At 31.9% G+C, this 26,247-nt stretch carries 26 protein-coding genes; 8 read left to right on the forward strand and 18 right to left on the reverse strand.

Annotation, left to right across the window (positions count from 1 at the left end):
* Nucleotides 1-46: 46 nt before the first annotated feature.
* The 8 genes from sufB to FD06_RS07610 form a co-directional block, all read right to left on the reverse strand.
* Nucleotides 47-1,447, reverse strand: coding sequence for a Fe-S cluster assembly protein SufB (gene sufB / locus FD06_RS06765; RefSeq protein ID WP_056966978.1), 1,401 nt, complete (start codon nt 1,445-1,447; stop codon nt 47-49).
* Nucleotides 1,437-1,877, reverse strand: coding sequence for a Fe-S cluster assembly sulfur transfer protein SufU (gene sufU, locus FD06_RS06770; RefSeq protein ID WP_056966980.1), 441 nt, complete (start codon nt 1,875-1,877; stop codon nt 1,437-1,439). The genes sufB and sufU overlap by 11 nt, the downstream gene beginning before the upstream one ends.
* On the reverse strand, nt 1,867-3,081 hold the full coding sequence (locus FD06_RS06775) for an aminotransferase class V-fold PLP-dependent enzyme (protein ID WP_056966982.1): 1,215 nt from the start codon (nt 3,079-3,081) through the stop codon (nt 1,867-1,869). Before FD06_RS06775 ends, sufU begins: the two co-directional genes overlap by 11 nt.
* Nucleotides 3,071-4,234, reverse strand: a complete 1,164-nt coding sequence (locus tag FD06_RS06780; RefSeq protein WP_054658147.1) for a SufD family Fe-S cluster assembly protein — start codon at nt 4,232-4,234, stop codon at nt 3,071-3,073. Before FD06_RS06780 ends, FD06_RS06775 begins: the two co-directional genes overlap by 11 nt.
* Nucleotides 4,234-5,007 (reverse strand): Fe-S cluster assembly ATPase SufC, encoded by a 774-nt coding sequence (gene sufC / locus FD06_RS06785; RefSeq protein WP_054658149.1) that lies wholly within the window; start codon nt 5,005-5,007, stop codon nt 4,234-4,236. Before sufC ends, FD06_RS06780 begins: the two co-directional genes overlap by 1 nt.
* Nucleotides 5,008-5,025: 18 nt before the next feature.
* Complete coding sequence (gene nrdG / locus FD06_RS06790; RefSeq protein ID WP_056966985.1) at nt 5,026-5,607, reverse strand: anaerobic ribonucleoside-triphosphate reductase activating protein; 582 nt, start codon at nt 5,605-5,607, stop codon at nt 5,026-5,028.
* The gene (gene nrdD / locus FD06_RS06795) at nt 5,552-7,729 is read right to left on the reverse strand and encodes an anaerobic ribonucleoside-triphosphate reductase (RefSeq protein ID WP_056966987.1); all 2,178 of its coding nucleotides are present in this window, start codon (nt 7,727-7,729) and stop codon (nt 5,552-5,554) included. The genes nrdG and nrdD overlap by 56 nt, the downstream gene beginning before the upstream one ends.
* A gap of 377 nt (nt 7,730-8,106) precedes the next feature.
* Nucleotides 8,107-8,274, reverse strand: coding sequence for a hypothetical protein (locus tag FD06_RS07610; RefSeq protein ID WP_156403109.1), 168 nt, complete (start codon nt 8,272-8,274; stop codon nt 8,107-8,109).
* A 469-nt stretch (nt 8,275-8,743) separates the two neighbouring features.
* Between FD06_RS07610 and FD06_RS06805 the strand changes: the two genes are divergently transcribed.
* The 3 genes from FD06_RS06805 to FD06_RS06815 are packed head-to-tail and all read left to right on the forward strand — an operon-like array spanning nt 8,744 to nt 9,471.
* Nucleotides 8,744-8,983, forward strand: a complete 240-nt coding sequence (locus FD06_RS06805) for a hypothetical protein (protein ID WP_054658151.1) — start codon at nt 8,744-8,746, stop codon at nt 8,981-8,983.
* A gap of 12 nt (nt 8,984-8,995) precedes the next feature.
* The gene (locus FD06_RS06810; protein WP_054658153.1) at nt 8,996-9,214 is read left to right on the forward strand and encodes a hypothetical protein; all 219 of its coding nucleotides are present in this window, start codon (nt 8,996-8,998) and stop codon (nt 9,212-9,214) included.
* 11 nt (nt 9,215-9,225) lie between these two features.
* Nucleotides 9,226-9,471 (forward strand): hypothetical protein, encoded by a 246-nt coding sequence (locus FD06_RS06815; protein ID WP_056966990.1) that lies wholly within the window; start codon nt 9,226-9,228, stop codon nt 9,469-9,471.
* Between the two features lie 86 nt (nt 9,472-9,557).
* On the opposite strand, the gene FD06_RS06820 is transcribed toward FD06_RS06815, so the two are convergent.
* A complete protein-coding gene (locus tag FD06_RS06820; RefSeq protein WP_056966992.1) occupies nt 9,558-11,186 on the reverse strand; it encodes a malolactic enzyme in 1,629 nt (542 codons plus the stop codon).
* Nucleotides 11,187-11,314: 128 nt separating this feature from the next.
* Between FD06_RS06820 and FD06_RS06825 the strand changes: the two genes are divergently transcribed.
* A complete protein-coding gene (locus FD06_RS06825; RefSeq protein WP_056966994.1) occupies nt 11,315-12,193 on the forward strand; it encodes a LysR family transcriptional regulator in 879 nt (292 codons plus the stop codon).
* A gap of 68 nt (nt 12,194-12,261) precedes the next feature.
* Entirely contained in the window at nt 12,262-13,938 is a 1,677-nt protein-coding gene (locus FD06_RS06830; protein WP_056966996.1) for an alpha-glucosidase, read from the forward strand.
* Nucleotides 13,939-13,978: 40 nt separating this feature from the next.
* On the opposite strand, the gene FD06_RS06835 is transcribed toward FD06_RS06830, so the two are convergent.
* From FD06_RS06835 to FD06_RS07615, 3 genes are all read right to left on the reverse strand, one after another.
* Nucleotides 13,979-14,833 (reverse strand): phytoene/squalene synthase family protein, encoded by an 855-nt coding sequence (locus FD06_RS06835; RefSeq protein WP_056966998.1) that lies wholly within the window; start codon nt 14,831-14,833, stop codon nt 13,979-13,981.
* Nucleotides 14,826-16,334, reverse strand: a complete 1,509-nt coding sequence (locus tag FD06_RS06840; protein ID WP_237757245.1) for a phytoene desaturase family protein — start codon at nt 16,332-16,334, stop codon at nt 14,826-14,828. Before FD06_RS06840 ends, FD06_RS06835 begins: the two co-directional genes overlap by 8 nt.
* A 203-nt stretch (nt 16,335-16,537) precedes the next feature.
* Entirely contained in the window at nt 16,538-16,690 is a 153-nt protein-coding gene (locus tag FD06_RS07615; RefSeq protein WP_156403110.1) for a hypothetical protein, read from the reverse strand.
* A 331-nt stretch (nt 16,691-17,021) separates the two neighbouring features.
* Here FD06_RS07615 and FD06_RS06845 point away from each other — a divergent pair, with 331 nt between their 5' ends.
* Nucleotides 17,022-18,371, forward strand: a complete 1,350-nt coding sequence (locus tag FD06_RS06845) for a dihydrolipoyl dehydrogenase family protein (RefSeq protein ID WP_056967000.1) — start codon at nt 17,022-17,024, stop codon at nt 18,369-18,371.
* Between the two features lie 50 nt (nt 18,372-18,421).
* Here FD06_RS06845 and FD06_RS06850 read toward each other — a convergent pair whose 3' ends face one another.
* Nucleotides 18,422-19,393: a hypothetical protein gene (locus FD06_RS06850; RefSeq protein ID WP_056967002.1), complete on the reverse strand. Its 972-nt coding sequence runs from the start codon at nt 19,391-19,393 to the stop codon at nt 18,422-18,424.
* Between the two features lie 112 nt (nt 19,394-19,505).
* Complete coding sequence (locus tag FD06_RS06855; protein WP_156403111.1) at nt 19,506-21,017, reverse strand: ATP-binding cassette domain-containing protein; 1,512 nt, start codon at nt 21,015-21,017, stop codon at nt 19,506-19,508.
* A gap of 193 nt (nt 21,018-21,210) precedes the next feature.
* On the opposite strand from FD06_RS06855, the gene FD06_RS06860 reads away from it, so the two are divergent.
* The gene (locus FD06_RS06860; RefSeq protein ID WP_056967006.1) at nt 21,211-21,828 is read left to right on the forward strand and encodes a hypothetical protein; all 618 of its coding nucleotides are present in this window, start codon (nt 21,211-21,213) and stop codon (nt 21,826-21,828) included.
* 44 nt (nt 21,829-21,872) lie between these two features.
* Here the strand turns inward: FD06_RS06860 and FD06_RS06865 are convergent, their stop codons facing one another.
* The 4 genes from FD06_RS06865 to thrC all read right to left on the reverse strand — a co-directional run bounded on the left by FD06_RS06865 (nt 21,873) and on the right by thrC (nt 25,501).
* Nucleotides 21,873-22,538, reverse strand: a complete 666-nt coding sequence (locus FD06_RS06865; RefSeq protein ID WP_056967008.1) for a CPBP family intramembrane glutamic endopeptidase — start codon at nt 22,536-22,538, stop codon at nt 21,873-21,875.
* Nucleotides 22,539-22,705: 167 nt separating this feature from the next.
* Complete coding sequence (locus FD06_RS06870) at nt 22,706-23,140, reverse strand: ACT domain-containing protein (RefSeq protein ID WP_054658195.1); 435 nt, start codon at nt 23,138-23,140, stop codon at nt 22,706-22,708.
* The gene (thrB, locus tag FD06_RS06875) at nt 23,133-24,023 is read right to left on the reverse strand and encodes a homoserine kinase (protein ID WP_054658197.1); all 891 of its coding nucleotides are present in this window, start codon (nt 24,021-24,023) and stop codon (nt 23,133-23,135) included. The genes FD06_RS06870 and thrB overlap by 8 nt, the downstream gene beginning before the upstream one ends.
* Complete coding sequence (gene thrC / locus FD06_RS06880) at nt 24,020-25,501, reverse strand: threonine synthase (protein WP_056967010.1); 1,482 nt, start codon at nt 25,499-25,501, stop codon at nt 24,020-24,022. The genes thrB and thrC overlap by 4 nt, the downstream gene beginning before the upstream one ends.
* A gap of 102 nt (nt 25,502-25,603) precedes the next feature.
* Between thrC and FD06_RS07750 the strand changes: the two genes are divergently transcribed.
* A partial coding sequence (locus tag FD06_RS07750) for a homoserine dehydrogenase (protein WP_237757246.1) occupies nt 25,604-26,247 on the forward strand: 644 nt, incomplete at its 3' end.

Genomic DNA, 26,247 nt, shown 5'->3' on the forward strand with positions numbered 1-26,247 from the left:
TGTAAAATAAAAACACCCTAGTTCAATAACTAGAATGTTCAATAAATTAACCGACTGAATCTTCCATCTGGTAATCAATCAAACGATTTAATTCAACTGCATATTCCATTGGCAATTGTTTGGAAAATGGTTCAATAAAGCCCATAATAATCATTTTAGTCGCTTCCGTTTCGGTTAGCCCACGACTCATCAAGTAATACAAGTCATCTTCTGAAATTTTAGAAACTTTTGCTTCATGCTCCAAAGTAGTATCACCATTTTGGATAATATTAGTAGGAATAGTATCGCTTTTAGAATCATCGTCCATAATAATGGTGTCACATTCAATATGTGACTTAGAGCCTTCACTATTTGGACGCATTCTAATCTTTCCACGATAGTTACAAACCCCACCATTTTTACAAATAGATTTAGAAATCACATTTGAAGATGTAAACGGTGCATTGTGTCGCATGATGCAACCAGTATCTTGATAAATATGATTACTAGCAAACGCTATTGATAACATCATTCCAGTTGCATGCGGACCATTTAAATCCACACTAGGATACTTCATCGTAACTTTAGAACCCAAATTGCCATCAACCCACTCCATTGTGGCATTTTCATCCGCTGAAGCGCGTTTAGTTTCTAGACTGTAAACATTATCAGACCAATTCTGAATCGTGGTATAACGTGCAAAGGCATCTTTTTTTACAAAGACTTCGACAATCGCCGCATGCAAACTATCTTCTGAATAATTAGGGGCCGTACATCCCTCGACATAGTTAACACTAGCCCCTGCTTCTACTACTAAAATTGTTCGTTCAAATTGTCCGGTACTTCCGTTATTAATTCTGAAAAAACTTTGAATAGGAATTTTACAATGAACACCTTTTGGCACATATAAAAAAACGCCCCCAGACCAGACGGCTGTATTCAAAGCCGCAAATTTATTATTTTCTGGACCGATTAATTTACCAAAGTATTCTTTAATAAGCTCTGGATATTTTTGTAATGCAGTGTCCGTATCGCAAAAAATAATCCCTAACTTAGCATATTCTTGCTTTAAGCTAGCATATACAGCTTCAGATTCATATTGAGCCTCTGCGCCAGCTAGATACTTTCGTTCAGCTTCTGGAACTCCTAATTTTTCAAAAGTTTGTTTCATACTATCAGGGACATCTTCCCAATCACGTGCCACTTGATCTGTAGCCCGTTGAAAATAATTGATACTTGATAAATCTAATTTAGATAAATCTGGACCAAATTTGGGCATCGGTAACTTTTGATAAATTTTAAAAGCTTTCAAACGTAAATCTAGCATCCATTTAGGCTCATTTTTATGAGCTGAAATTTCACGCACAATTTTTTCATTTAAACCTTTCCCAGTTGAATATACTGGCTGATAACTATCTTTGAATCCATACTGATATTCGTCATTACTATTCAAAATGTCATCTTGCATTGTTTTCACCTTCATTCAAAACTTGATAAATGGCTTTCCAGGGTAACATCGCACACTTAATTCGTACTGGTAGTTTCACGACTGATTGTAGAGCTATCGCATCGCCTAAGTTTTCAATATCATCAATATCTTTTTGCATCATCATTTGAGAAAATTGGTATTCTAAACGCTTAATTTCTGATATTGAACGGCCTAAACAAATTTTATCCATCATTGCGGTAGCCGCTTTGAAAATCACACAACCATCCGCTTGATAAGCAATTTTACATACTTTGTCATTCGATATTAATACACTTAAAGTTAATTCATCGCCACAAGTGGGATTATTTAAACTAATTTGATAAGTGTTTAAACCACTTAGGAGCGAATTGTTATGTGCTTTAATGGCATAGTCCATAATTGTTCGTTGATAAATTTCATTAATGTCCATAGGAATTAAAAAACTCCTTTGTTAAATTAATCGCTTCAATAAATCGATCAATTTCATTTTCAGTGTTATAAAAATAAGTGCTGGCCCGCACGGTTGAATTGGTATGTAAAGCCTTGATTAATGGTTCTGCACAATGATAACCGGCTCGCACCGCAATTCCACGTAAATCAAGAGCTGAGGCTACATCATGAGCATGAATACCATTAATATTGAAAGTTACAATTCCAGTATCACGAATGGTACTACCATATACAGTTACATCATCTAATTTGGATAAACGATTATAAATTTTTTGGCCCAGCATCTGACAGTGCTCTTGTACATTTTGCATTCCAACCGAATTTAAATATTCAATCGCAGCGCCTAAACCCAACACTCCCATCACATTAGGAGTACCTGCTTCAAGCCGAATGGGAATTTGCTGTTGCGTAAAATGTTCACGATCAACACTTAACACCATTTCGCCACCCACTGCTGGTGGTAAAATTTGTTCTAATAAATCTGGTTTACCATACAAAACTCCAACTCCAGTCGGTGCTAACATTTTATGCCCCGAAAAAACTAACCAATCTGGTTTCAGTTCACTAACATCAATAGGCATCTCGGGCGCCCATTGTGCTGCATCAATTAAAATTTGTGCATGGTGTTGATGCGCTAGCGTAGTTAATTGTTCAATTGGATTAAGTGTTCCTAAAACATTGGATACTGCAGCGACTGCCACTAATTTAGTGCTATCATTAATAACTTCAGCAGCTTGATTTATGTTTAATCGACCATCAGTTGTTATTTCAATGTAGCGTAAATGCGCCTGCTTTTGTTTAGCAATTCGTTGCCAAGGCAATAAATTACTATGATGTTCACTAATTGCAACTACTATTTCATCACCAGCTTGAATCTGATTAATAAAGTAACCATTGGCAACTAAATTAATTCCATCAGTTGTACTATTAGTGAATACAATTGATTTATCATTTTGGGCTCCAATAAATTTAGCAACCGCATGTCGAACGTTTTCATAGGCATCGGTAGTCTTTTGAGCTGCCATATAATTACTACGGTGGACGTTAAAGCTATTATTTACATAATCATTAGTTAAACGGTCAATGACCATTTGTGGCTTTTGGGTAGTAGCCGCGTTATCTAAATAAATTAAATCGTTATCCTTAAAAAAGGGGAAATCATTGCGAATCTCATCATTTAACATTAAAACGCGCCTCCAATTTAGCTAACATTTGATGTCGCATTTGCTTGTTAGGAAAAGAATCGATTAATGGTAATAAAAAGCCGCGTGTTAATAACAACTTTGCTTGGCGTAGGGGAATTCCGCGACTATTAAGATAATACAATTGGTCAGCATTCACTTTCCCTACGCTAGCTGCATGTCCAGCCACTACATCGTAATTATCAATTAGTAAAACCGGATCAACTTGACCTTGACTAGTGCTGTCTAAAGTTAACAAACGACTAGCTTGGTCGGAATAAGCCCCATAACCAGTTTTTGAAATAACTCCATTAGTATGAAAATTAGTCTTAGCTTGATTAGCTACAATTCCACGTTCTTGAATTTCACCATGAGTGTTACGACCATTATTGACAATTTCAGCATTAATAGTTTGTTGTTGGCTATCAACACCTAAACTAATAACGTTTAGATAGCCTTCACTTTGTTCACCATCAAGGTTAAAACTACTATCATAAAGTGTATTATTAGAATTAAAAATACCCACAAAGATTTTTAGTGAAGCATTGCGCGCAAGGTAAGCATTTAATACCCGATGATGATAATCACTGTTGGCGTTGCTATCATCAAAATATTTCACATGCGCATTATCACCTAGTAAAACCTCAACCATTAAACAATCTTTAGTATTTGAACTAGTCTTGTCGTTAAAAGTAAAGGTTACCTCTGCATTAGCCCCCACAATAATTAATAAATGTTTTTCAACCTGCTGATGATTAATTAATGTTGAAAGATTAACTGGTTCTTCACACACTACATTGGATGGTATAAAAATAAATGCTCCTGAATTTAAATAAGCTAAATGGCGTGCGTTTAAAGCATTCTCACGCCATGGAATGGCTTTTTCCATTAAATTTTCTTGGATAAAAGTGGGGTATTGTTGAGCAGCAGCTAATAAATCCATCATAATAACTCCACTCGCTTTTAAGCTGGTTGATGCTAAATTATCATAATTAACGTTAGTAGCATTTAATTTAGGATTTGGAATTTGATATGGTCGTTGTTGAGCATTTAAAGGTAGCGATTGGTAAATTTCACTTGCTACCTGACGTTTTGCCATCAGCCAGGCGGGTTCACCATGACTTTTGGAAAATTGTTCAATTGTTAATTCGGTCATTATTCATCCACCAACTTAATGTCTAGGCCTAACTTGTCACGCAATTGTGCATAACCACCTTTTTCCAAGCTTTCAGCCAAATCCATCCCACCACTTGCCACAACTTTACCATCCATCATCACATGGACTACATCTGGTTTAACATACCTTAAGATACGATCATAGTGAGTAATTATCAAAGAACTAAAATGAGCACCACGCATCGTATTAATGCCCTTTGAAACCACTTTAAGGGCGTCAATATCTAATCCTGAATCAATTTCATCCAGAATCGCTAACTGTGGTTTAATCATCATCATTTGTAGAATTTCGTTTCGTTTTTTTTCACCACCAGAAAAACCTTCGTTCAAGTAGCGACTGGTGCAATCAGATTTAATATCCAATACATCCATATCATGTTCTAAAGACTTCATAAATTCTAAGACACTTGGTTGTTCATCATTTGGTCGCATAGCATTTACAGCTGCGCGGATAAAGTCAGCATTTTTAATCCCAGGAATTTCAGTTGGATACTGCATTGCTAAAAATATTCCTAAACGAGCACGTTCATCAGTTGATAGTTCAGCTAAATCAGTCCCATTAAATTTAATCTGACCTTGTGTAATTTCATATTTATTAGAATTCATAATAGTTTGTGATAAAGTTGATTTACCCGTTCCGTTCGGTCCCATAATAACGTGAATCTCACCATCTGGGATTACTAAATTTAAACCCTTAACAACTTCTTGATTAGTTTCAATTATTTTTACATGTAAATTTGTAATTTTAAGCAATGAGCATTCCTCCTAATCCTAATGTACCAATCGATCCCAAATAACCACCTTATTTTGTTGTAGTGATTCTGGAACTTCGATAATACGCTGATTGGAACTACCACGAAATTGTAAAGTTAAATCTTTTTTATCTTCTAAAAATCGACCATCTACTAAAATATCAATTAAAGATAAAAGTTTTAATTTATCATATGATTCTTGCATTAATTCTTCCCATTTATAACCTGTCCAAGACCAAATATCTTTATCATGTCCAAATTCTTTACGAACTCTTTGGCACAATTTAATACATACTTGTGTATTTAAAAAAGGTTCTCCGCCTAACAAAGTTAAGCCTTGTACATATGGTTTACGCATATCTTCAATGATTTGGTCTTCTAATGCTTGTGTATATGGCTGACCATAATGGAAATTTTGGGCAGCAACGTTATAACAACCAGGACAATGGAACAAACACCCGCTCACATATAAGCTACAACGCACTCCTTCACCATCAACAAAGTTAAAAGCTTTATAATCAGCAACATACTGTAAGCTTAAATCTTTAGCCATCCATTCTTTGGGTGTCGGATTGTTTGGCTTTCTCATATTGTGCGACATTTTGTACCATCCCTTTTGTCATATTTTTAACTCGTGCTGAAATTTCTTCATGTCGACCATGAACCATTGGACGTGCTTGTGGATTTCCTAGATAGCCACAAGTTCTTTTAACCACATCACAATATTTAGGATTATGATTGCCACATTGTGGACATTCAAAGCCACGCGCAGTAGGTTTAAAATCACCTTTGAAACCGCATTTAAAACATTGGTCAATTGATGTGTTAGTTCCTAAATATCCCACATGGTCATAAGCCCAATCCCAAACTGCTTCTAATGCTTTAGGGTTTTGTTTCAAATTAGGATACTCACAATAATGAATAAAACCAGCTGAAGCGTAATGTGGATATTCTTCTTCAAACGATAACTTTTCAAATGGAGTCGGATTTTTACGCACATCATAATGAAAACTATTGGTATAGTATTCTTTATCAGTAATATCAGTAACTTTGCCAAACTTTTTGATGTCATCCTGGCAAAAAGTATCCGTTAATGACTCGGCAGGGGTTGAGTATAAACTATAGTGATAACCACTTTCTTTTGACCAAACTGCACAAAGTTCATTTAAACGTTTAACAATTTCAACCGTAAAGGCATGTGCTTGTTCATTGTGTTCCCAATCTGGACCAAAGAAACTAGTTCCAACTTCATACAAGCCGATATATCCAACTGATACCGTAGCACGTTCGTTTTTAAATAATTCATCTACACTATCATCATCATTTAAACGTTTTCCAAATGCCCCATATTTATAAAGTAAGGGCGCATTATATGGTTTGGCTTCTTTACAACGTTCAATTCGATATGCTAAAGCTTGATGGATAATATTCATTTTGTCATTAAAAATCGTCCAAAACTGTTCTACATTACCTTTGGCATATAAAGCAATTCTGGGTAAATTAACTGTAACTACCCCTAAATTCATTCGACCAGCATTAACTTCATTCCCTTGTTCATCAGTCCATTTTGGTAAAAATGAACGACAACCCATAGGTGCTTTAAAATTACCTGTGATGTCTGATAAAACATCGTAATTCAAAATATCCGGATACATACGCTTAGTAGCACAATCAATCGCTAGTTTCTTAACATCATAATTAGGGTCACTAGGAGCTAAATTTAGACCACGCTTTAAAGCGAAAGTTAATTTAGGAAAAATAGCAGTACGACGTTCTACGCCCAAACCTTTGATTCGAATCTTAAAGATGTCTTTTTGAATTTCTTTTTCAAACCAATTCGTCCCTAAACCGAAGCTCACCGTTGTAAATGGAGTTTGACCTTGTGATGAGTATAAAGTATTTATTTCATATTCAAGGGCTTGCATGGCATCGTAAATATCTTTACGTGTACGGTCTAATGCGTATTCTGCTTGTTTGGATTCTGGAATCCACTGTTTAGCAGTAGCTAAGTGTTTCTCGTAATTCAACTTAGCAAATGGTGCTAGAACTTCATCAGCGCGGTCGAAAGAAATTCCACCGTATTGCAAGGAGGCAACATTAGCAATAATTTGTGCAACTTGAGCGGTTGCCGTTTGAATAGATTTAGGGGATGATACTTGAGCATTTCCAATTTTGAAACCATTATTCAGCATATTTTTAAAATCAACTAAACAGCAATTAGTTTCAGGTGTAGCCGGTGAATAATCCAAATCATGCCAATGAATATCACCACGCAAATGTGCCTTGGCAACTAACGATGGCAACATTTTTAGTCCTATCGCCTTACTAGAGCGCCCTGCTTGTAAATCACGTTGTGTATTAAAAACTTTGCTATCTTTGTTAGCATTTTCATGGACAACACGCGAGTTACGATCAAACAATTGTTTAATATTATCTTCAATGTCAGTAGCTTTGGCCCAGATACTGTCATCTTTCTTCTTAACAGCTTGATATTGTGATAGCGCTGTTAATAAATTATTGTCTGTTAAATAGTTTTCGATTATCCGACGAATAGTCTTAACATTAATTTCATTATTAATAACTTGTTCAAAAATAGCTTTGTAAATGGCTTCAACATGGTCTTGAGATAAGTTTAATTGTTCAAAAATATAATTTAATTTATATATGTAAAATGGTGTTTTTTGGTTATTCAGTTTAATAACCTGAATCTTTTTGTTTTTCAAATGGAGTCGCTTCTTTCTGAATCAATATATATTGTGCAATTAAAAATTGTAGCACCCATATATTGTATGAACAAGACTTGACTTTAGAAAAACTTAAGATTTTATTCGGAAATAATAAATAAAAAGACTAGCAATTATAAGCATTGCTAGTCTTTTTGAATGTAATTTTTAAGGTTATAGATTTATTGGTTTTGGTGTAAAAATGAATACATATTTGAAACTTTGGGAGGTTTAATATAAACGTCTTTGCTTAATTTTTAATATAGAAATCAACAATTTGATTTCTATAAATAATGTTAGGTAAACGACTAATTTCATATAATTTTAAAAATATAATTAACCATCTCCAGACATGCTATAAAGTGAGTCACACCTCGTTAGATTGGACTATCTCCAACAAAAGTTGAACGTGGATTGTAGTATTCACTGTAACCATTGGTTTTCACAAATACACTACCGCGTCCATCTCTGTAAATGCCGGTCGGAAGATTAATCTTTTCTGAAATAAATCGTGAAAGATTAATTGATTTACTAGTTTGTTTCATAATAATCTCCTCCTAACAATTAAGATTATTATCATTATATTCTAATTTTAATTTAATGAAAGCTTTTTATGAATCTTTTTTAAATTTATTTTTTTAGCATTAAAAAATAATTAGCTTAACGGCTTTACGTAGTACAGTAATAGTTTAAATGTATATACAATTTATTTCTTAATTATTACTAATTTGATATAATTCATGCATTAAGAATAAGAAACTAAAAATGATAAGTACAGGAGTATTTATGAAACTTGTCTGTTTTAAAAATTATAAATTTTATTATAATCCACAATATTCAAATTATTTTATCAATGAAGATAGCTTAACGTTTTTTGCTTCCGAATATGAAGTTAGAATTCATATAAGTATTCATAAGGGTAAAATATTATTTAGACCTCGGTATGGTGTAACGTTACAAAGAATTAATTCTAAAGTTTACACTGTAATTGCAAATATTTGATGGAGAAGAAATATGAAAAATACGATTAGATTCAATCAGTTTGATTTTTATTATGATAATTTAAAAACACCTATCGTAACAAACAAAGATAAGAGTGTTTTATTGTTTCTAGACGAAGATTACTCTGATGTACTCGTAAAAATTACATTTAATGACCAGCAATTGCTATTTACTATTACTGAAAATATAGATTTTCAAAAATTGAAAATTTCAAAATTATCAAAATTAGAGTATGAAATTCGCTCATGCTAAGGAGAATGTACGATGAAAGTGGCAAAAATCAATAAATATCAGTTCAAATATGACGATGGGAATATGTTTTGCTTTGAAGATAGTGATAATAATAAAATTGCATTCATTAATGGATCTGAAATTCAACTTGTTATAGATATAAATAACAATCGTCTAACATTTCACCCAAGTCAAAGCGTTAATATTTACGAATTAGATGAGTATACTTATAAAATTGAATCTTTCTTTTAAGGGGAAAACTTATGAAAAAAACAATTTTAAAAAATTATATCTTTTATTACGATGATGAAATGACATACTTTTATGATTCAAGATATAATAACGTCCTATTCGTTAAAATATTTGATAGAAAAAATAAAGTAATAAACTATGATGGCGCTCAGTTAATAGTTTATTTTAATGACAATTCTATAAAATTCAATTCCCTTTGGAATGTAAATATTATTCAAAAAAACAGCGGAACCTATGTTCTAAAACCAGAAAACTAATATATTACAAATTCTAAAATATAAGTTCATAAATAAAAAACCGTTTAGCAATAAAAACAGCTAAACGGTTTTTTATAAATTATTTTTTAATACTCGGGATACCATTTCATATCAGCAATAACTTGTTTAACATCCCTAATTGGTTCCTTATTCAAATGTTGATCAACAACACTTTGCGCTACTACTTCAGCAATCTTTTGTGAAAATTCCGTAATTTTAGATACAGGTGGTAAAACCGCTGCTCCTGGCTTACTAGTATCAACGATTCCTCCCAGCGCATGACAAGCGGCAGATAAAGTTTGCGCGTTTAAAATTTTAGCAGTTGCCGCAATTAATCCAAACCCTAATCCGGGATACATCAAAGCATTGTTACCCTGCCCAATTTGATATTTAACGCCTTTATATTCAACATCATCGACTGGAATCCCAGTTGCTACTAATGCCTTACCATCGGTCCATCGAATTAAATCTTCAGCCTTAGCCTCAGCTAGTTTAGTTGGGTTAGACAATGGAAAAATGATTGGACGTTCGGTATGTGCCGCTATAGTTTTAACTATCGATTCGGTAAATGCACCCGGTTGAGTAGAAGTTCCTATCATAATAGTAGGATGCACAGTTTCTACTATTGAGGCTAGATTAGTCAATTCATCAGCATTAGTAAATTCAGCTCGCTTATGTGTAAATGCGGTTTGGGCGGGAGTTAAATCGTCAGTATCATCAAATAACAATCCTTGCTTATCAACTGCATAGAAATGCGTTTTAGCCTCATCAGGCGTTAAACCGGCTTGAACTAATTCATCCATAATTTGATTGGCAATGCCCATGCCAGCAGTTCCAGCACCAAAGATTAATATTTTTTGGTCATTCAGTTTAGCATGTGAAATATTCAAAGCACCCAAAATACCTGCTAAAACTACCATTCCAGTACCTTGAATATCATCATTAAAGGTCGCAATGTCATTCTTATATTTGTCTAAAATAACTTGAGCATTACTGCGACCTAAATCTTCCCAATGCAATAGTGCATCTGGAAATAGTTGCTGGGTGGATTGTACAAACTTATCAATTACCTGATAATATTTATCTCCATAAACCCTTTGATGTCGATTACCTAAATACAGCGGGTCATCCAATAATTTTTGGTTGTTAGTACCTGCATCGATACTAACTGGTAATACTTGTGATGGGTTTACCCCAGCCGCTGCCGTATATACCATTAGTTTACCTACAGCAATATCAACACCGTTAACGCCCCAGTCACCAATGCCTAGAATCCCTTCCGCATCAGTCACTACGATTAAACGAATGTCACGGCCATCAGCTGCATTTTCTAATGTTTCAGTAATGTCATCGGGTCGATCAATTGAAATAAAAGCGGCATTTTGTGGATTTGAAAAAATTTCATTGTACTGTTCAATTGATTCAGCGACCACAGGGTCATACACAATGGGCATAAATTCAACTAAATGTTTATCCATTAAGCTAAAGAACAAAGTGCGATTTTCATTGAATATATTCATCAAAAAAATACGTTGTTCTAGTTTAGTACTTTTACGTTTAAATTGAGCATATGTTTGATTACATTGTTCCTCTAGTGTTTGTACTTTACTAGGCAGAGTTCCCACTAAGCCAAGCTGCTTACGTTCAGCTTCCGTAAAAGCCGTCCCCTTATTTAAAAATGGATTATTTAAAATTTCACTAGTATGTTTGTTCATTATATTAAAGCCTCCAACTGGTCTATGTAATTAATGTAAAGCTTATATAATCTTATAGTCAAACTTGTTGAAGACTATAAAATTATTTTATACTTAGTTTAAAATAACAATATTATCAGGAGCTTAAGATGAACATTAGAGATTTAGAGTATTTTAAAAATTTAGTTGAGCAAAAAAACTTTTCAAAAGTTGCAGCAAAGTTTAAAGTTAGTCAACCAACTATTACAACGGCTATTAAACGTTTGGAAAATGAATTTAACGCTAAATTATTTATTCGTGACCGTAGACATAATACAATTGAAGCCACTGCAAGCGGTGTGCAATTGTTCAAACATTGTCAAACTATTTTAAATGAACTAAGCATCGCCCAACAAGAATTACATAACATTACACATCAAAAATTAGTGTTAGGATTACCCCCTATTATTGAAAATCATTATTTCACCCAAGTATGTTCAAAACTAGCCCAGCTTAATTTATTAAAAAGCTTAACAACTGTAGAGGGTGGTTCAGTGAGCTTAACTGATTCCCTCAGGAAGGGACAACTTGATTTAAGTCTACTCGGCTCAATTAATCCCATTAATTACACCGATTTAACTGCTACCGAAACTGACCGGCAGCCATTTTGTATTTATGTATCTAAAAAACATCAGCTAGCTAAAAGAAAACAAGTTAGTTTTCATGAGTTATGTAATGAAAGATTTGTCTTTTTTGACCAAAACTTTATTCATAATCAAGCATTTAATCAATTAACTCAGCAAAATCATTTCCGTGCTAATATTATTTTCAAATCTAACGATATTCACATTCTAATGAAATTAATCGAGCAAAATTTAGGTATCGGCTTCTTTACCAAAATTATCGATTCTAAATCCTATAATCTTAAATGCTTGCATATATCAGATGCTAAACAACCAGAGTTCATAACTAGTTTAGCGTATCGTAAAAATCACATTCTAACGCCTAATCAATTGAAACTAGTTCAAGTGTTGCGGGATAATTTATAGACATTTTAAATGAATCTACATATAAATACTGTTAAGATAATGTTAAACAAAACGATAAAGGTGATAACATGGAAAATAGAAATTGGTGGAAAAATGATGTATTTTATCAGATTTATCCACGTTCATTTAAAGATTCTAATGGCGATGGAATTGGTGACCTTCAAGGAATCATATCAAAATTAGATTATATCAAGAGTTTACATGTTGATGACATTTGGTTATCACCTATTTATAAATCACCAATGATTGATATGGGATATGACATTGCTGACTATCAAAAAATTGACCCCATATTTGGTACTATGGAAGATTTTGATGAACTATTATTGAAAGCTAAACGTTTAAACATAAATATAATTATGGATTTAGTAGTTAATCACACTTCGGATCAACATAAATGGTTTAAAGAAGCTATTTCTAACCCTAAAAGTAAATATCGTGATTACTATATCTTTAAGCAAACTAAAGATGGTAAGGCTCCTAATAACTGGCGCTCTATTTTTGGTGGTTCAACTTGGGAACCAGTGCCTAATGAGCCAGGAACGTTTTATTTTCACACCTTTGCTAAACAACAGCCCGATTTAAATTGGGAGAATCCAAAACTACGTCGTGAAATTTATAAAATGATTAACTGGTGGTTAGATAAGGGAATTGGTGGATTTCGAATTGACGCTATCACACACATAAAAAAGGATTTAGATTGGGCTAATATTAGTCCAGATGCTGATGATGGGTTAGGTTCAGTCGTTCGAAAGGGTCGAAATCGTCCTGGTGTAAACGATTTGTTAGATGACTTATATTCAAACACTTTCGCTAGGCACAACGCTGTAACTATTGGAGAAGCTTATGGATTAAAAGCAACTGATTTACCTAAATTTGTTGGTCCTAATGGTTACTTTTCAATGGTATTTGATTTTAGTTATATGAACATTGATGTAAAAGATGTTGATGAATGGTTCCGTGGTCAACCAAAATGGTCTATCGATGATTTAAAGCGTACGATCTTTAACAGCCAAAAAAGTATCAAGCAAGCTAATGGTTGGTACGCAAATGTCTTAGAAAATCATGATCAACCACGTGTTTTATCTAAGTTAATTAAAAATAAGGATGAACAAAATCCTAAATCTTCTCAAGCATTAGGTTTGATGTACTTTTTCTTACCTGGAACACCGTTTATTTATCAGGGACAGGAATTAGGCATAAAAAACTTTCATCGCAATTCAATTAATGATTTTAACGATATATCTTCAATTAATAACTATCATTTAGCTATTGAAAATGGGATTGATAAAACTAAAGCTTTAAACATTGTAAATCAAAAATCTCGTGATAACGCCCGAACTCCAATGCAATGGGATGATTCTAAATTTGGTGGATTTTCTGAAAACACCCCTTGGTTAAAAATGGGAAATGACCGCGAAAATATTGATGAACAAAATGAAGATACACTTGAAAACTCTGTGCTAAACTTTTATCGAAAAATGATTAGCGTTCATCATGAAAAAGGAGTAAGTAAATTAATAACTGAAGGTACTTTTACAGAAATTAAAGAAGTTCCTGAAGATGTAATTGCTTATAAATTAACTAATATTGAACATTGTATAACCATATTAGTTAACTTGAGTAATACCGAACAGACTTTAAAACATTCGTTTGAAGGATTAGAAAAGTTAAATAACTACTCTGATGTTGCTAAAAGAAATAACACGTTATTACCATACCAAGCTATAATGATTTATAAATAAAAAACTTTAAGTCTAACAAATGTTAGATCTTAAAGCTTTTTTAGTCTAATATTGAATTTTTTAGGTATAAGATTAATTTACTAGTCTTATTAACATACACGCGACTATCTAAAACGTCATATTTTTGCTTAATAATATTAGTTAAAATTTTATGATATCCATCAACTGCTAACCCAACTGCCACCTTAGCATTTCGATTATCAATTGACTTAAGAACAACTTTTTTATCACTATATAAGTTATTAGCATAGTCAGCTAAATATTTTAAAAGCGATTTTAAGTTATCACTAGCATGGTCTCTTATCAAATCCTTACGTTCAACATGAAAAGTTTCCATTAATTTTTGTGGCAAATACAACCTACCTGCTAGGGCATCTTCTTTAACATCGCGAATAATATTAGTAATTTGCATAGCAATTCCAATATTATTAATATGACTATAAATACCACTGACATCATGATTAGTTAAAATCGGCATAATTAATTGACCTACAGTGCCAGCAACTTGATAACTATAGTGTTTTAAATCATTCATGTCTTTAATTTTAACCCCGTATAAATCAGCCTTTTGCCCCGCAATCATCTGATTCATTTCATAAAATGACAAATTAAAAACATCAAAAACATTCCATAGATTCCGACCGAGCTGATTTTCAGGAGAATTAGCTTTTATATTATCCCATGCATTTAGCATTTGATTAAAACGAGCTGCTTGACGATTGTCAGCACAGTCATCTAGTTCTCTTAAAAAATGATATAAAACAAAAATACTATTAGCACGATAATCAGGCAATTTTGAAAAAGCATAGTAAAAAGTTGTGGAATTTGCTTTAATAACTTTTTTGCTTTCTTCCATCCCGTCAGTGTATTTGTAGATTTTTTCGGCTTTATTCATGCGCTTTCAAATCCTTTTTTAACTCATTGGCTGTTAAATATCCACTAGTTACAACAATTGGCACACCTGCTCCAGGATGAGTGCTGGCGCCAGTGAAGTAAAGGTTTTTAATTTTACCAGCCTTGTTATGTGGTCTAAAATAGTTACTTTGCATCAAAGTTGGTTTCAAGCCAAAAGCAGTCCCAAATTTACTATTATACCTATTTTCAAAGGTACGTGGTGTAAAGCGACATTTAGTAACAATGTGACGACCTAAGTCTTGCAACCCTAACTCATTTTGTACTTTATTAATAATAAACTCTTCAAAGTTATCACTGTTGTAATCATCCCATTTATCATATTTTTGCAAATTCGATACTGGTACTAATATATACAGTGATGATTGGCCTTTGGGAGCGAATGAATCGTCTAAAACACTAGGATTATAAATATAATAAGATGGATCAGTTGGTAGCTTCCCATTATCAATTTCCGCTACGTTTTTACTAAAGTCGTGAGCCATTCTGATAGTATGCAATCTCAAATCATCGTACTTTTTATCCACTCCCAGATATAGCATAAAACAAGACATCGAATAATCCATATTGTCGACTTTAGTCTTAGTGTACTTAGCTTTATATTTTTCTGGAACATCTAATAAATCATTCATTACATATGGAAAATCAGCGTTAGCAACTACTCCATCAAATTGATGTTTTGTTCCATTAATTACAACGCCTTGGGCCTCACGTTTAGCATTAACTATAATTTGACTGACCGGACTATCGTACTCAACGTGACCACCTAATTCTAGATAACGTTTTAATAATGCCGTTGCATATGATGACATGCCACCCTGAATAAACCAAACTCCATACAATAGCTCAATCATTGGAATAATGTTGTAGATGGAAGGACCATTGAATGGTGATATTCCTATGTACAAAGTTTGAAAAGATAGCAAATACTGTAAGTTAGTATTTGAAATGTACTTTTGAATTGCACCATATGAAGAAGAGAATGTTTTCAATTTATAAGCTTGCCATAATGTCTTAGGATTGAAAAAATCCTTAGGTGAACGAAAACTCTTATAAATAAAATTATCTTTAGCATTTAAGTATTTTTCATAAATATCAGTTAAATACTTCAAAAAACCTAACATTTGCGATTCATCGACACTTTCAAACTCATTTGTTAAGTCGACTAAATCCGTAGATAGCGGAATCGTTTGATTACCAGTCCTAATATCCATGAATGGATTGACACGTTGCATCGTAAAATAATCGCGTGGATTAACGCCGGTATCTTTAAATGGTTGATCATAAACGTGGGGCATCATGACAATCGTGGGTCCTGTATCGAACTTAAAACCATCTTTTTCAATTAAATCCATTTTGCCACCGGCATGATGATTTTTTTCAAAAATTGTAACTTGGTATCCAGCATGTTGTAAGTAAATTGCTGTGGTCAAACCACCAATTCCAGCACCAACTATAGCTATGTTCTTTTTAATTATGATCACCTTCTAATATATGATATGAAACATTCTGAGTACTATTTTGGCATTAATATGGCGCTATTTAAAGAATTTAGATTGAAATAAAGAAAATCTTATACAAGTACTATGATTAAAAGGTAAATAAATTAAAAACAATTTCCAGTATATTTAGAATAATATCCACAACATCCCATATTTCATATTTTTTCATAAAATCACCCGATTTATTATAAAAATTCTACAACTGCAGATACAATAAATACCAAAAGCCTAAAAATAATATTTCCAATAAATCTAGCAAATACATCAAAAATAATTTCAATTATTCCTGTAAATAAAAAATCACCTATTTTTGCAATAATTTTTTTAATTTTGTTCATCCGACCATCACCTTGCTTGGAATATGTAAGTTATTTAGTTCGATATTTGTAAATATATAACTATGTTTTTAATAATTCAATATGATTATTATATTTATAAATATAATCGTTTGTATATCAATGTTTATGTACAAAAAAAGCCACTCAGAAAAGTGGCTTTTTAGTTACTATTTAACCCATTTGTAACCGTTAAATTGATAATTTAAATTTAAAACACTAACAAAACTTTTACGTCATAAAAATAATCATAAGCATTATAATATCATTTTAAAATTAATATTGTTATACTGCTCAACACTTAATAAAAATCAAGACGAAAGGAATCTTAACTATGAATAAAAAATATGATGTAATGTTTTTAGGTAGTGGCCACGCTAATTGGCATGGTGCTTTAAAATTAGCTAAAAATGGTAAAAAAGTTGCATTAATTGAAGGCGACAAGATTTTTGGAACTTGTACAAACTATGGATGTAACGCTAAATTTCTATTAGATCGACCTGCTGATATTATCAACCAAGTAGATAGTGATAATGCATTAAAAGGTAAAGTTCAAATTGATTGGAAAGTTTTAATGAATCATAAACACAAAATGTTAGATTCCAATCCTGACCACCAAGAGGTCCGTAAATCATTTCCTAAATTAGGCGTTGACATTATAAATGGGTGGGGCACTATTAAAGACGCCCATCATATTGAGGTAGAAAATGACACTTATGAGACTGATTACATTGTAATTGGGACCGGTTTACGTGCATCCAAATTAAACATTGATGGAAAAGAATACTTGAAGGAAAGTCGTGATTTCCTAAGCATCCCTGATATGCCAAAGCACATAACCATTATAGGAACTGGAGTAATTGCTTATGAATTTGCAGATTTAGCTAATGCTGCTGGTGCTAAAGTTGAAGTAATTGGTCATTCCGATAAGCCACTACGTAATTTTGATTCAGAATTTGTAAATAAATTAACTAGTAGAATGAAAAATAGAGGTATCGAATTTCATTTTAATCAAAATATTGAATCAGTAAGTAAATCTGATAATGGATTTATACTTAAAACCAAAGAAAAGTTAAATATAAATACTGAATATGTTTTAGATGCAACCGGTCGTGTAGCTAACTATGAAAAATTAGGATTGGATAAACTAGGAATTGAAGCTAGTCCTAAAGGAATTAAAGTTAATAATCATTTAAGAACTAGTGTATATAATATTTTTGTAAGTGGTGATGCAATTGATAAAAAGCAGCCTAAACTAACTCCTACTGCTACTTATGAATCAAATTATATTGCTAAAGACATTTTAAGTAACCATAATCCATCAATTAAATATCCACCAATTGTAGAAGCATTATTTTCATTACCACGTTTAGCTCAAGTTGGTGTAAAGCCTAATGATGTCAAAGATAACAATGATTATACAATAAAATCATTTAAATATGGACTATTAGTATTTGAACCTTTGAATGATAACACCTCTGAAGCAAAAATCGTTTTAAACAGTGAAAATCAAATCGTTGGAGCAACTATTCTTGGTTCTCAATCAGTTCAAATTGCTAATGCATTATCAATTATAATCAGTAATAAGATGACACCAGAGGAAGTTAACGATTCTGCAATAATGGCTTTTCCAGATGAAATTTATGGTTTAGTTCAATTACTTACAGGTGAGATTCCAGGCTAATAACAAATACTAATAAATAAAAGCCACTCTTTCGAGTGGCTTTTTAGTTACTATTTAACCCATTTGTAACCGTCATATGTCCAAGTAATTTGTTTGCCTTGACTTGTTTGATTCCATTTTAAACCTTTAAATAAGTAAATTTCATCTCCGTAAGCAAGCACTATCTTTTTATAGTCATTAGGTGATTGATTAGAATCAATATCTGACCAGTTAACTACAGTATTATATGGCCTTAGGTTAGAAAAATCAGTAAAGTAAATTTTATTGTTATAGTATATTTGGTAAACCGAATTTTTATTATCCGGTTTAACTAAGTATTGCTTTTGTGAATCAGTCAGCTTAATTGCTTTAGATAAATATAACTGACGCTGCTTTTTTACATTATTAAAAAACTCCAAGTCAGAGGCAGATGAGTCACTCACATCGCCATCACTTGCCTCCAAGAACTCAGAATATTGACCATCGTATTTTTCATATTGTACTAAATCACTCTGGTTTTTAAATAATACTTTAAAACACTGGATACTATAATCGTAAGAATTTTCAATATTTGCTAAAGACCAGGTATTTCTAGGGAAGTCTCTGAAATTAGCACTTTTATATTGAGTAGCTAACTTAACTGAACCGTTAAATTTTTCATCATTCAATAGTTTAAAAGTCATTTGATTACGTTTAAATAAATATCGCCAACTTTGCTTCCCTAATCCTGCAGGTGCTTTGGTTGTATTGGGTTTAGTTATCGAAACCGTCATATGGTCTAAATATTTAGTAATATAAACCTTACTACCAGTAGGTAAAATTCGAGTTTTAATGGTTCTACGATCCCAGCCTTTTGTTTTGGGGTCCTGATATCTTTGCGATAGTTTTATTTTCCATGGAGATGTTAATTTAACATGGCGCCATTTTGCATTCCAGTATTGGCTATCTACCTTCGGCGTTGTTTGTGCATTTGCTGAAGTGCTGAAAAATAATGTAAGCATGAAAGCTAGAGTAATAATTAAAAAATTTTTGCGTAATTGCATATGTAACCTCCTAAATTATAACAGTAATATTTTTATCATATTAAACTCAACTAATCAACAACAAAAAGCACTCTTAAAAAGAATGCTTTTCGTAACTTTATATAAAAAATATTCAACTATTTTCTAAGCTGGTTATACGTGCTTTAATTTTACGTAGTTGATCAATGTTCACACCTTCATCTAACATCATTAAATCTAGTTTATGCTTTAAGTTTAAGATTAATTCTTGGTTGCTATCACTAAATTTTTGTGTACCTAATTCACTTAATAAATGATTATCTTCTATGGTGTAAAAATAACCGTTAACTTGATTTGTAAATGACACATCATGACTAACTAAAATAATGGTCCCTGGGTAATTATTTAAAAAAGTAATTAATGCTTGATTAGCTCTTAAGTCTAAGTAATTAGTTGGCTCATCTAAAATTAAAATCTGATGATTTCCTAATAACACCTTAGCTAACTGTAACCTTACTTTTTGCCCACCACTTAAACTCGCAACCAATTTTTGCTGTAATTCTAATAGACCTAACGCAGATAAAACATGAAGAACAACTTGATTATTTTGATTAGAAATTGAAATTGCATTTTGCCAGACCGTTTTGCTAGCTTCCAAGTTCTGATTCATTTGATCAAAGTAACCAACCTTAACTGACTTATTTATAAATGTATCTTTGTGAGCTAAAATGTTTTTAATTAAAGTAGTTTTGCCCACCCCGTTATTACCTTTAATAAAGATATGTTCTCCATATTTTAACAATAGATGTACATTGTTTATTAAAGTTCTACCATTAAATTTAATATCACAATTATCGATGTTTAAAACTGTCTTTTTGCTCAAATATTTACTACTTGGGTCTACAAATCGTACCGGTTTGGATTGCTTAGGTAATGTAATTTTATCAATCTTATTAATGCGGCTTTCTAACGCAGACGCCTTCTTCTGCATTTTCTTTTCCATAGAATCATGATGAGTTTTAGCATTTTTAAATTCTGAAGAACTAATTTTCTTACCATTTCCATGCTTAATTCGATTAGCAGTCTGTTTACGTTTAATGACCTGTTTTTTTAATCTATCAATTTCCTGTTTTTGTCTTCGATAAGCTAAATGTAATTTTTGATTTTTCTTACTTTGTATTTCAACATAATTTTTATAATTAACGTTAAAATCGTTCAATTTACGATATTCAATGGACCAAATACGATTTGTTAACTTCAATAAATTTTCATCATGCGTAATCAAAATAACAGTTCCTGAATAGTGCTGGATTTGTCGAAAAAGCCATTTTTGCTGAATAACATCCAAATTTGTAGATGGCTCATCTAAAATCAACAAATCAGGGCTTTTATGCAATGCATTGACAATTGCCCGTTTGGTAATTTCACCCCCACTACCCGTATCAACAATGGGTTGAATTTGTTCAACCAAAGCAACTGTTCCAGAAAAGTTTGATACTACATCCTTATTTTTTAAACTATTAAATAAATTTTTCATGAAAGTAGTTTTACCTGAACCATTGTTACCAATTAATCCTATCACATCACCAATATTAATGTTTAAAGTCGGATATTCAAACAAATATACCCCACTGATAAAAAGTTTGCCGTTCCTTATGTTTAACAATTAAATCCACCTCAGTAAAATAATAATCTGATTTATAATTTAATTTTTTCATTTTCTTTCTCCTTTTAACTTTATTTTAATTATATTCTAATTTATTTTTAATTAAAATCAATAGTTTTATTGATAACTCATTTTATAAGCAGTAGTATTGAGTTGTAGATAAATAAAAATACATAGAAAGAAGTAATACAATATGAATAAACTAAATAAAATTGGTATCACTGTAATATCTCTTTTAGCAATTAGTCCTATTTTTTCAGGAATACAACCTGTTCAAGCTGATAACACTAAATATGAACAAGAAAAGTCAGTCGTTTTAAAAAAGTTATCCAACAGATTATCTAAAGCTGGATATGTTTACAAAATTTCATCATTTAAAAAAGATGATATTCATTTTAAAAATATGAAGTTGGATAACAAGGCACTTAAAGTATTACGCAAGGAAAACCCTAGTTTTAAAGTTAAAAATGTAATTGAAAACGTTGGTGCAACAGCATCTCTACACATTAATCTAGTTTCTAAAGATAATAATTATAAGCTAAGTGTTGATTATTTAAATGGTCTATATAATAAACATGTTAATAACAAAAATGTTAAACCTGTTGTTAAGATGGAAATGGATATGATTAACCAACAAAACCACCTAAAATTAGATAAATTAGGTTTTGAAAAACTTCATAAAACAATTAATAATATTAAATCTGAATCTGATCACAAAATTGCCCTAGATTCATACCAACAACTAAAAAAATATGCTAAAGATAAAACACAAAATCTACCTTCATTGTTATTAGGGCAAGGTATATATTAGTTAAATCAAAAAACACCTGCTTGTAAATATACAAACAGGTGTTTTTATCTATAAAATTTTTTATCTAATAACCCATGATAAATGGTAGGAGTGATAATAATTGAAGTAATTAAAATACATATAATTGTATAATCAAATGTAGTTATTCCTGATAAATTATATTTTAAAAAATATACTGTAAAATCATATACAAAATGAAAAAACATACATGGTATTATGCTGCCTATAGAAATATATATCGAGCCAAGTATTATACCGACTAAAAATGTAACTAACATTTCAGTCCAAGAATTAGATTCTAATGCCTCGATTATATGAAAGCAAGAAAAAATAAAGCTTGCTACAATAATAGAAATAATTATGCCTATTCTTTTTAAATCTTTATTTATAATCAAAATTGCTCTTAATAAAATGCCTCTAGCAAAATATTCCTCATATATAGCTGCACCCAGGCAATTAGCTATATTTAACCAAAACACTTGATTGAATTGAATGGAAGAATTCAGATTATTAGGTCTTAACAAGTACAACGAAACTATTAACAAAGTTAGATAAGGTATAATTCTATATCTAACTGGGATTGTAGACTTAACCATTATTTTTTTCCTAGATAATTTTCTATTAAGTAAAATATAAACAAGTATTAAAATAAAAGATTGCATATAAGCAGCCCAAAAAATAGGTATTTTCACACTAGCAACAAAATTCAAAACGAGAATGTTCGTTGCTATAGAAGCAATAAAAACTAAAATCGAAAATAAAAGTATAGATTTATAATTCTTTAAATCTTTGATATTAATGCATCTCCTTATGAATTTATATTACCATAAACAAAAAACGTTCATTCTATAAACTTTCAATAGAATAAACGTTTTTATTAATCTAACGACACTAATTTAACCATGCTAGCTCCAGGAATCGTTTTTATACTATCAATTAAATCATTAATCTCACCACTTAAACGACTAATATCTAAAGAAATCACTACACTAGCAATATTATGAATGGGAATATTTTGATTAATGGTTAAAATACTGCCGTTCATTTCAGAAATTTCATGTAGAACTTTAGAAAGCATCCCTTTTTCATTATCTAACATAAATGAGATAACCGCCTTACGGTCCCAGTCATTATTACTGCCATCAAATACCAAATCTTTATACTTATAGTAGGTGCCTCGGCTGATACCTACTTTTTTTGTTGCTTCGCTAATCTGTGTTACCTGTCCCGTATCTATTAGCTTTCTGGCCTCAATCACCTTCTCAAATGAATCCGGTAAGATAGACCTGTCAACGATATAATACTTATTTATTTTCAACGACCTCACTTTTTACTCCAGTGTTATTTATGCTAATAGGTTTTATATGCCAATCAGGATAAATACTGGATAACTCATTAATAATTTTATCACGATTTATATCATTATCAGTAATAGAAATCATCGTTGAACCGCTACCACTAATGTACATACTACTACCGTATCGTGATATTAAGTTCTTAACATCTTTATAATCTGGAATTAGTTTCGAACGATATGGTTCATGTAATAAATCCTTTAAGCCTTCATCTAAATCCACTAAATTGCCACTAGACAATGATTGCATTAATAAAATAACTCGACTCAACTGTAAAGTTATATCGCTATACCTTAAACTATCCGGCAAAATCTGACGAGCCTTAGCTGTACTAACCTGATAGTCTGGAATAATCACGGTAAATTTAAATTTTTCACTAATCGCATGCTGAATTACTTTTGAGTCACCCTGCTCGATTTGATGAGTTGAACATAATTTACCATAAATGGCCGGAGCTAAATTATCTGGGTGTGGTTCCAAATTCATTGATAATGCCAATAACTTGTCTTTTGAAATTTCTGATTGAAACCAATCAGCAGCTTGAATACCAGCTACAATACAGCTTGCTGAACTCCCTAACCCTCTGGAAATTGGAATTCCATTTTCGATTTTAATTTGAACGTTAGGAACCGGTTTTCCTAAATAGTCACAACCAATTTTAAAAGCTCGATAGACTAAATTATTTTCGTTTTGAAACTCAACAGGACAGCCTTCAATTGATAACTTACCTTGGTTATTATCACTAAAGTAAAAAGTATTATATAAATTTACCGCTACGCCTAAGCAATCAAAGCCTGGGCCAAAATTAGCACTGGTAGCTGGAACTGTAATTTTAATCATTTCCATAGCTCCTTTACGTTGTTTTCTACATATTTTTTCATATCCTTAACGGCAATATGGGATGGTCTTTGACTAGTTTGTTTCCATAAGTTTTCAATGTTTGTAGGTATTGGAAAACCTGTTTTTGCATGAATATTTTGAATACTTTCTTGATCACTAGAACCACCTGATAAGCCTAAAGCTTTTGACACTGCTTGAATAAATTTATATGGACTAGCTGTGCTAAGTAAAATATTTAGATGCTGGTCATCTGATTTTTGATATTCACGCATTACTTTATATCCAACCGCCGTATGTGGGTCCATTAAATATCCATATTGATCAAAAACTGTACGAATTTCTTTTTTGATATCTTCATCACTACAATAATTACAATAGAAATCATCTTTTATGCTAGCCAAAATGTCCGGTTCAACTTGCATTCTTCCTGTTGTTTCTAAATTTTGCATAATTGATTTTACATAGTCGGCATTCCCATTGCTCTTGTAATAAAGTAATCTTTCAAAGTTACTGGAGATTTGAATGTCCATACTAGGTGCCAGCGTCTTAATAAAGTCACGATTACGGTCATACACTCCATGATTAAAGAAGTCAGCAATTACATTATTTTGATTGCAGGCAATGATTAGCTTATTAATTGGCAAACCCATTAACTTAGCATAGTAGCCTGCTAAAACATTACCAAAGTTTCCAGTTGGAACTGTAAAGTTAACTTTTTGGCCGTTTTTAATATCACCATTTTGTAAGAGCTGTTTATAAGCATCGAAATAATAAACAATTTGCGGAATTAATCGACCAATATTTATAGAATTAGCACTTGATAAGCTAACATTTTTACCGATTGCCTGTTTTAAAGTTTCATCGTTAAAAAGTTTTTTAACGTTTGTTTGAGCATCATCAAAATTTCCACTGATGGCCGTGACATTCGTATTTTTACCAAAAGTAGTATACATTTGCTTTTCTTGAATATTACTAACCCCATTCTCTGGGTAAAATACAGAGATGCCAACATTATTAATATCTTTGAAGCCTTTCAAAGCTGCAGTCCCCGTGTCACCACTAGTGGCTGTTAATATCATAACTCGTTCTTCGTCATTAATTACTCGATTCATTAGTTGTGGCAGCATTTGTAAGCCTACATCTTTGAAAGCACTAGTTGGCCCATGAAAGAGTTCTAAAATATGAAAATCCGCTACTTTTTTTAAAGGCGTAATTTTATCATCATCAAAACTATCATGATAAGCACCTTGAATACTAGCTTTAATTTCTTCTGCTGAAAAGTCTGGCAATAAAACTTTTAAAATCTGGTAAGCAATTTCTCCATAACTTTGTGTTTGTAAATTATCAATATTTATTTTTATATCCTTTAAGTTCGGTAAAACAAATAACCCTTTGTCATCGGAAAAACCCTTGTAAATGGCCGCCTTAGCATCAATGGCTACTTTATCATTTCTAGTACTTGTGTATTTATTTTGCATATGTACGCCTCCTAAATTTATTGCATATGTTATTTATATATGATAAAGTGTTTATCAAATAAAAACAAGTGTTTATTAAAAATGAACAAAGAGGGTAATATTATGAATATAGCAATTTTAGGATTCGGTACTGTCGGTAGCGGCGTTTACAAAATTATTCAAGATCAAAAACAACAAAAAGAAAATAATCTAAACGTTTCAAAAATATTCGTTCGTGATACTAGAGAAAAAACATTACCTGAAATGACCTCAAACATTAATGAAATTTTACATAATCCCGACATTGATTTAGTCGTAGAAACCATGGGAGGAATTCACCCTGCTCATGAATACATTCTAGCTGCATTAGAAAATAAAAAGCATGTCGTTAGTGCTAATAAAGCGGTAATTGCACAATACATGCAAGAATTTTTAAAAACTGCCGCAGCACATGATGTTAAGTTCAGCTTTGAATCTAGTGTCGGTGGAGGCATTCCTTGGATTAAAAATTTGCAAAGAACGCTGCGTATTGATGAAATTTCTTCTATTGAGGGTATTTTTAATGGAACTAGTAATTTCATTTTAGACAAGATGCACTCTACTGGCGATAAATTCAGTGATGCTTTAAGTGATGCTCAAGCTATTGGATATGCTGAAGCTGACCCTAGTGCTGATATTGATGGGTACGATATTGTCAATAAATTATGTATTAGTTTGAACATTGCATATAATACATTCATCCAGCCTGCACAAATTTCCGCCATTTT

Origin of the sequence: Apilactobacillus ozensis DSM 23829 = JCM 17196 (assembly GCF_001435995.1) — a bacterium.
Taxonomy (GTDB): Bacteria; Bacillota; Bacilli; order Lactobacillales; family Lactobacillaceae; genus Apilactobacillus; species Apilactobacillus ozensis.

Bases quoted from the DNA above. Each gene is read 5' to 3' on its own strand.
- sufB (WP_056966978.1), bottom strand. From the start codon at position 1,447: ATGCAAGATGACATTTTGAATAGTAATGACGAATATCAGTATGGATTC.
- sufU (WP_056966980.1), bottom strand. From the start codon at position 1,877: ATGGACATTAATGAAATTTATCAACGAACAATTATGGACTATGCCATT.
- FD06_RS06775 (WP_056966982.1), bottom strand. From the start codon at position 3,081: ATGTTAAATGATGAGATTCGCAATGATTTCCCCTTTTTTAAGGATAAC.
- FD06_RS06780 (WP_054658147.1), bottom strand. From the start codon at position 4,234: ATGACCGAATTAACAATTGAACAATTTTCCAAAAGTCATGGTGAACCC.
- nrdG (WP_056966985.1), bottom strand. From the start codon at position 5,607: ATGTCGCACAATATGAGAAAGCCAAACAATCCGACACCCAAAGAATGG.
- FD06_RS07610 (WP_156403109.1), bottom strand. From the start codon at position 8,274: ATGAAACAAACTAGTAAATCAATTAATCTTTCACGATTTATTTCAGAA.
- FD06_RS06805 (WP_054658151.1), top strand. From the start codon at position 8,744: ATGAAAAATACGATTAGATTCAATCAGTTTGATTTTTATTATGATAAT.
- FD06_RS06810 (WP_054658153.1), top strand. From the start codon at position 8,996: ATGAAAGTGGCAAAAATCAATAAATATCAGTTCAAATATGACGATGGG.
- FD06_RS06815 (WP_056966990.1), top strand. From the start codon at position 9,226: ATGAAAAAAACAATTTTAAAAAATTATATCTTTTATTACGATGATGAA.
- FD06_RS06820 (WP_056966992.1), bottom strand. From the start codon at position 11,186: ATGAACAAACATACTAGTGAAATTTTAAATAATCCATTTTTAAATAAG.
- FD06_RS06825 (WP_056966994.1), top strand. From the start codon at position 11,315: ATGAACATTAGAGATTTAGAGTATTTTAAAAATTTAGTTGAGCAAAAA.
- FD06_RS06830 (WP_056966996.1), top strand. From the start codon at position 12,262: ATGGAAAATAGAAATTGGTGGAAAAATGATGTATTTTATCAGATTTAT.
- FD06_RS06835 (WP_056966998.1), bottom strand. From the start codon at position 14,833: ATGAATAAAGCCGAAAAAATCTACAAATACACTGACGGGATGGAAGAA.
- FD06_RS07615 (WP_156403110.1), bottom strand. From the start codon at position 16,690: ATGAACAAAATTAAAAAAATTATTGCAAAAATAGGTGATTTTTTATTT.
- FD06_RS06845 (WP_056967000.1), top strand. From the start codon at position 17,022: ATGAATAAAAAATATGATGTAATGTTTTTAGGTAGTGGCCACGCTAAT.
- FD06_RS06850 (WP_056967002.1), bottom strand. From the start codon at position 19,393: ATGCAATTACGCAAAAATTTTTTAATTATTACTCTAGCTTTCATGCTT.
- FD06_RS06860 (WP_056967006.1), top strand. From the start codon at position 21,211: ATGAATAAACTAAATAAAATTGGTATCACTGTAATATCTCTTTTAGCA.
- thrB (WP_054658197.1), bottom strand. From the start codon at position 24,023: ATGATTAAAATTACAGTTCCAGCTACCAGTGCTAATTTTGGCCCAGGC.
- thrC (WP_056967010.1), bottom strand. From the start codon at position 25,501: ATGCAAAATAAATACACAAGTACTAGAAATGATAAAGTAGCCATTGAT.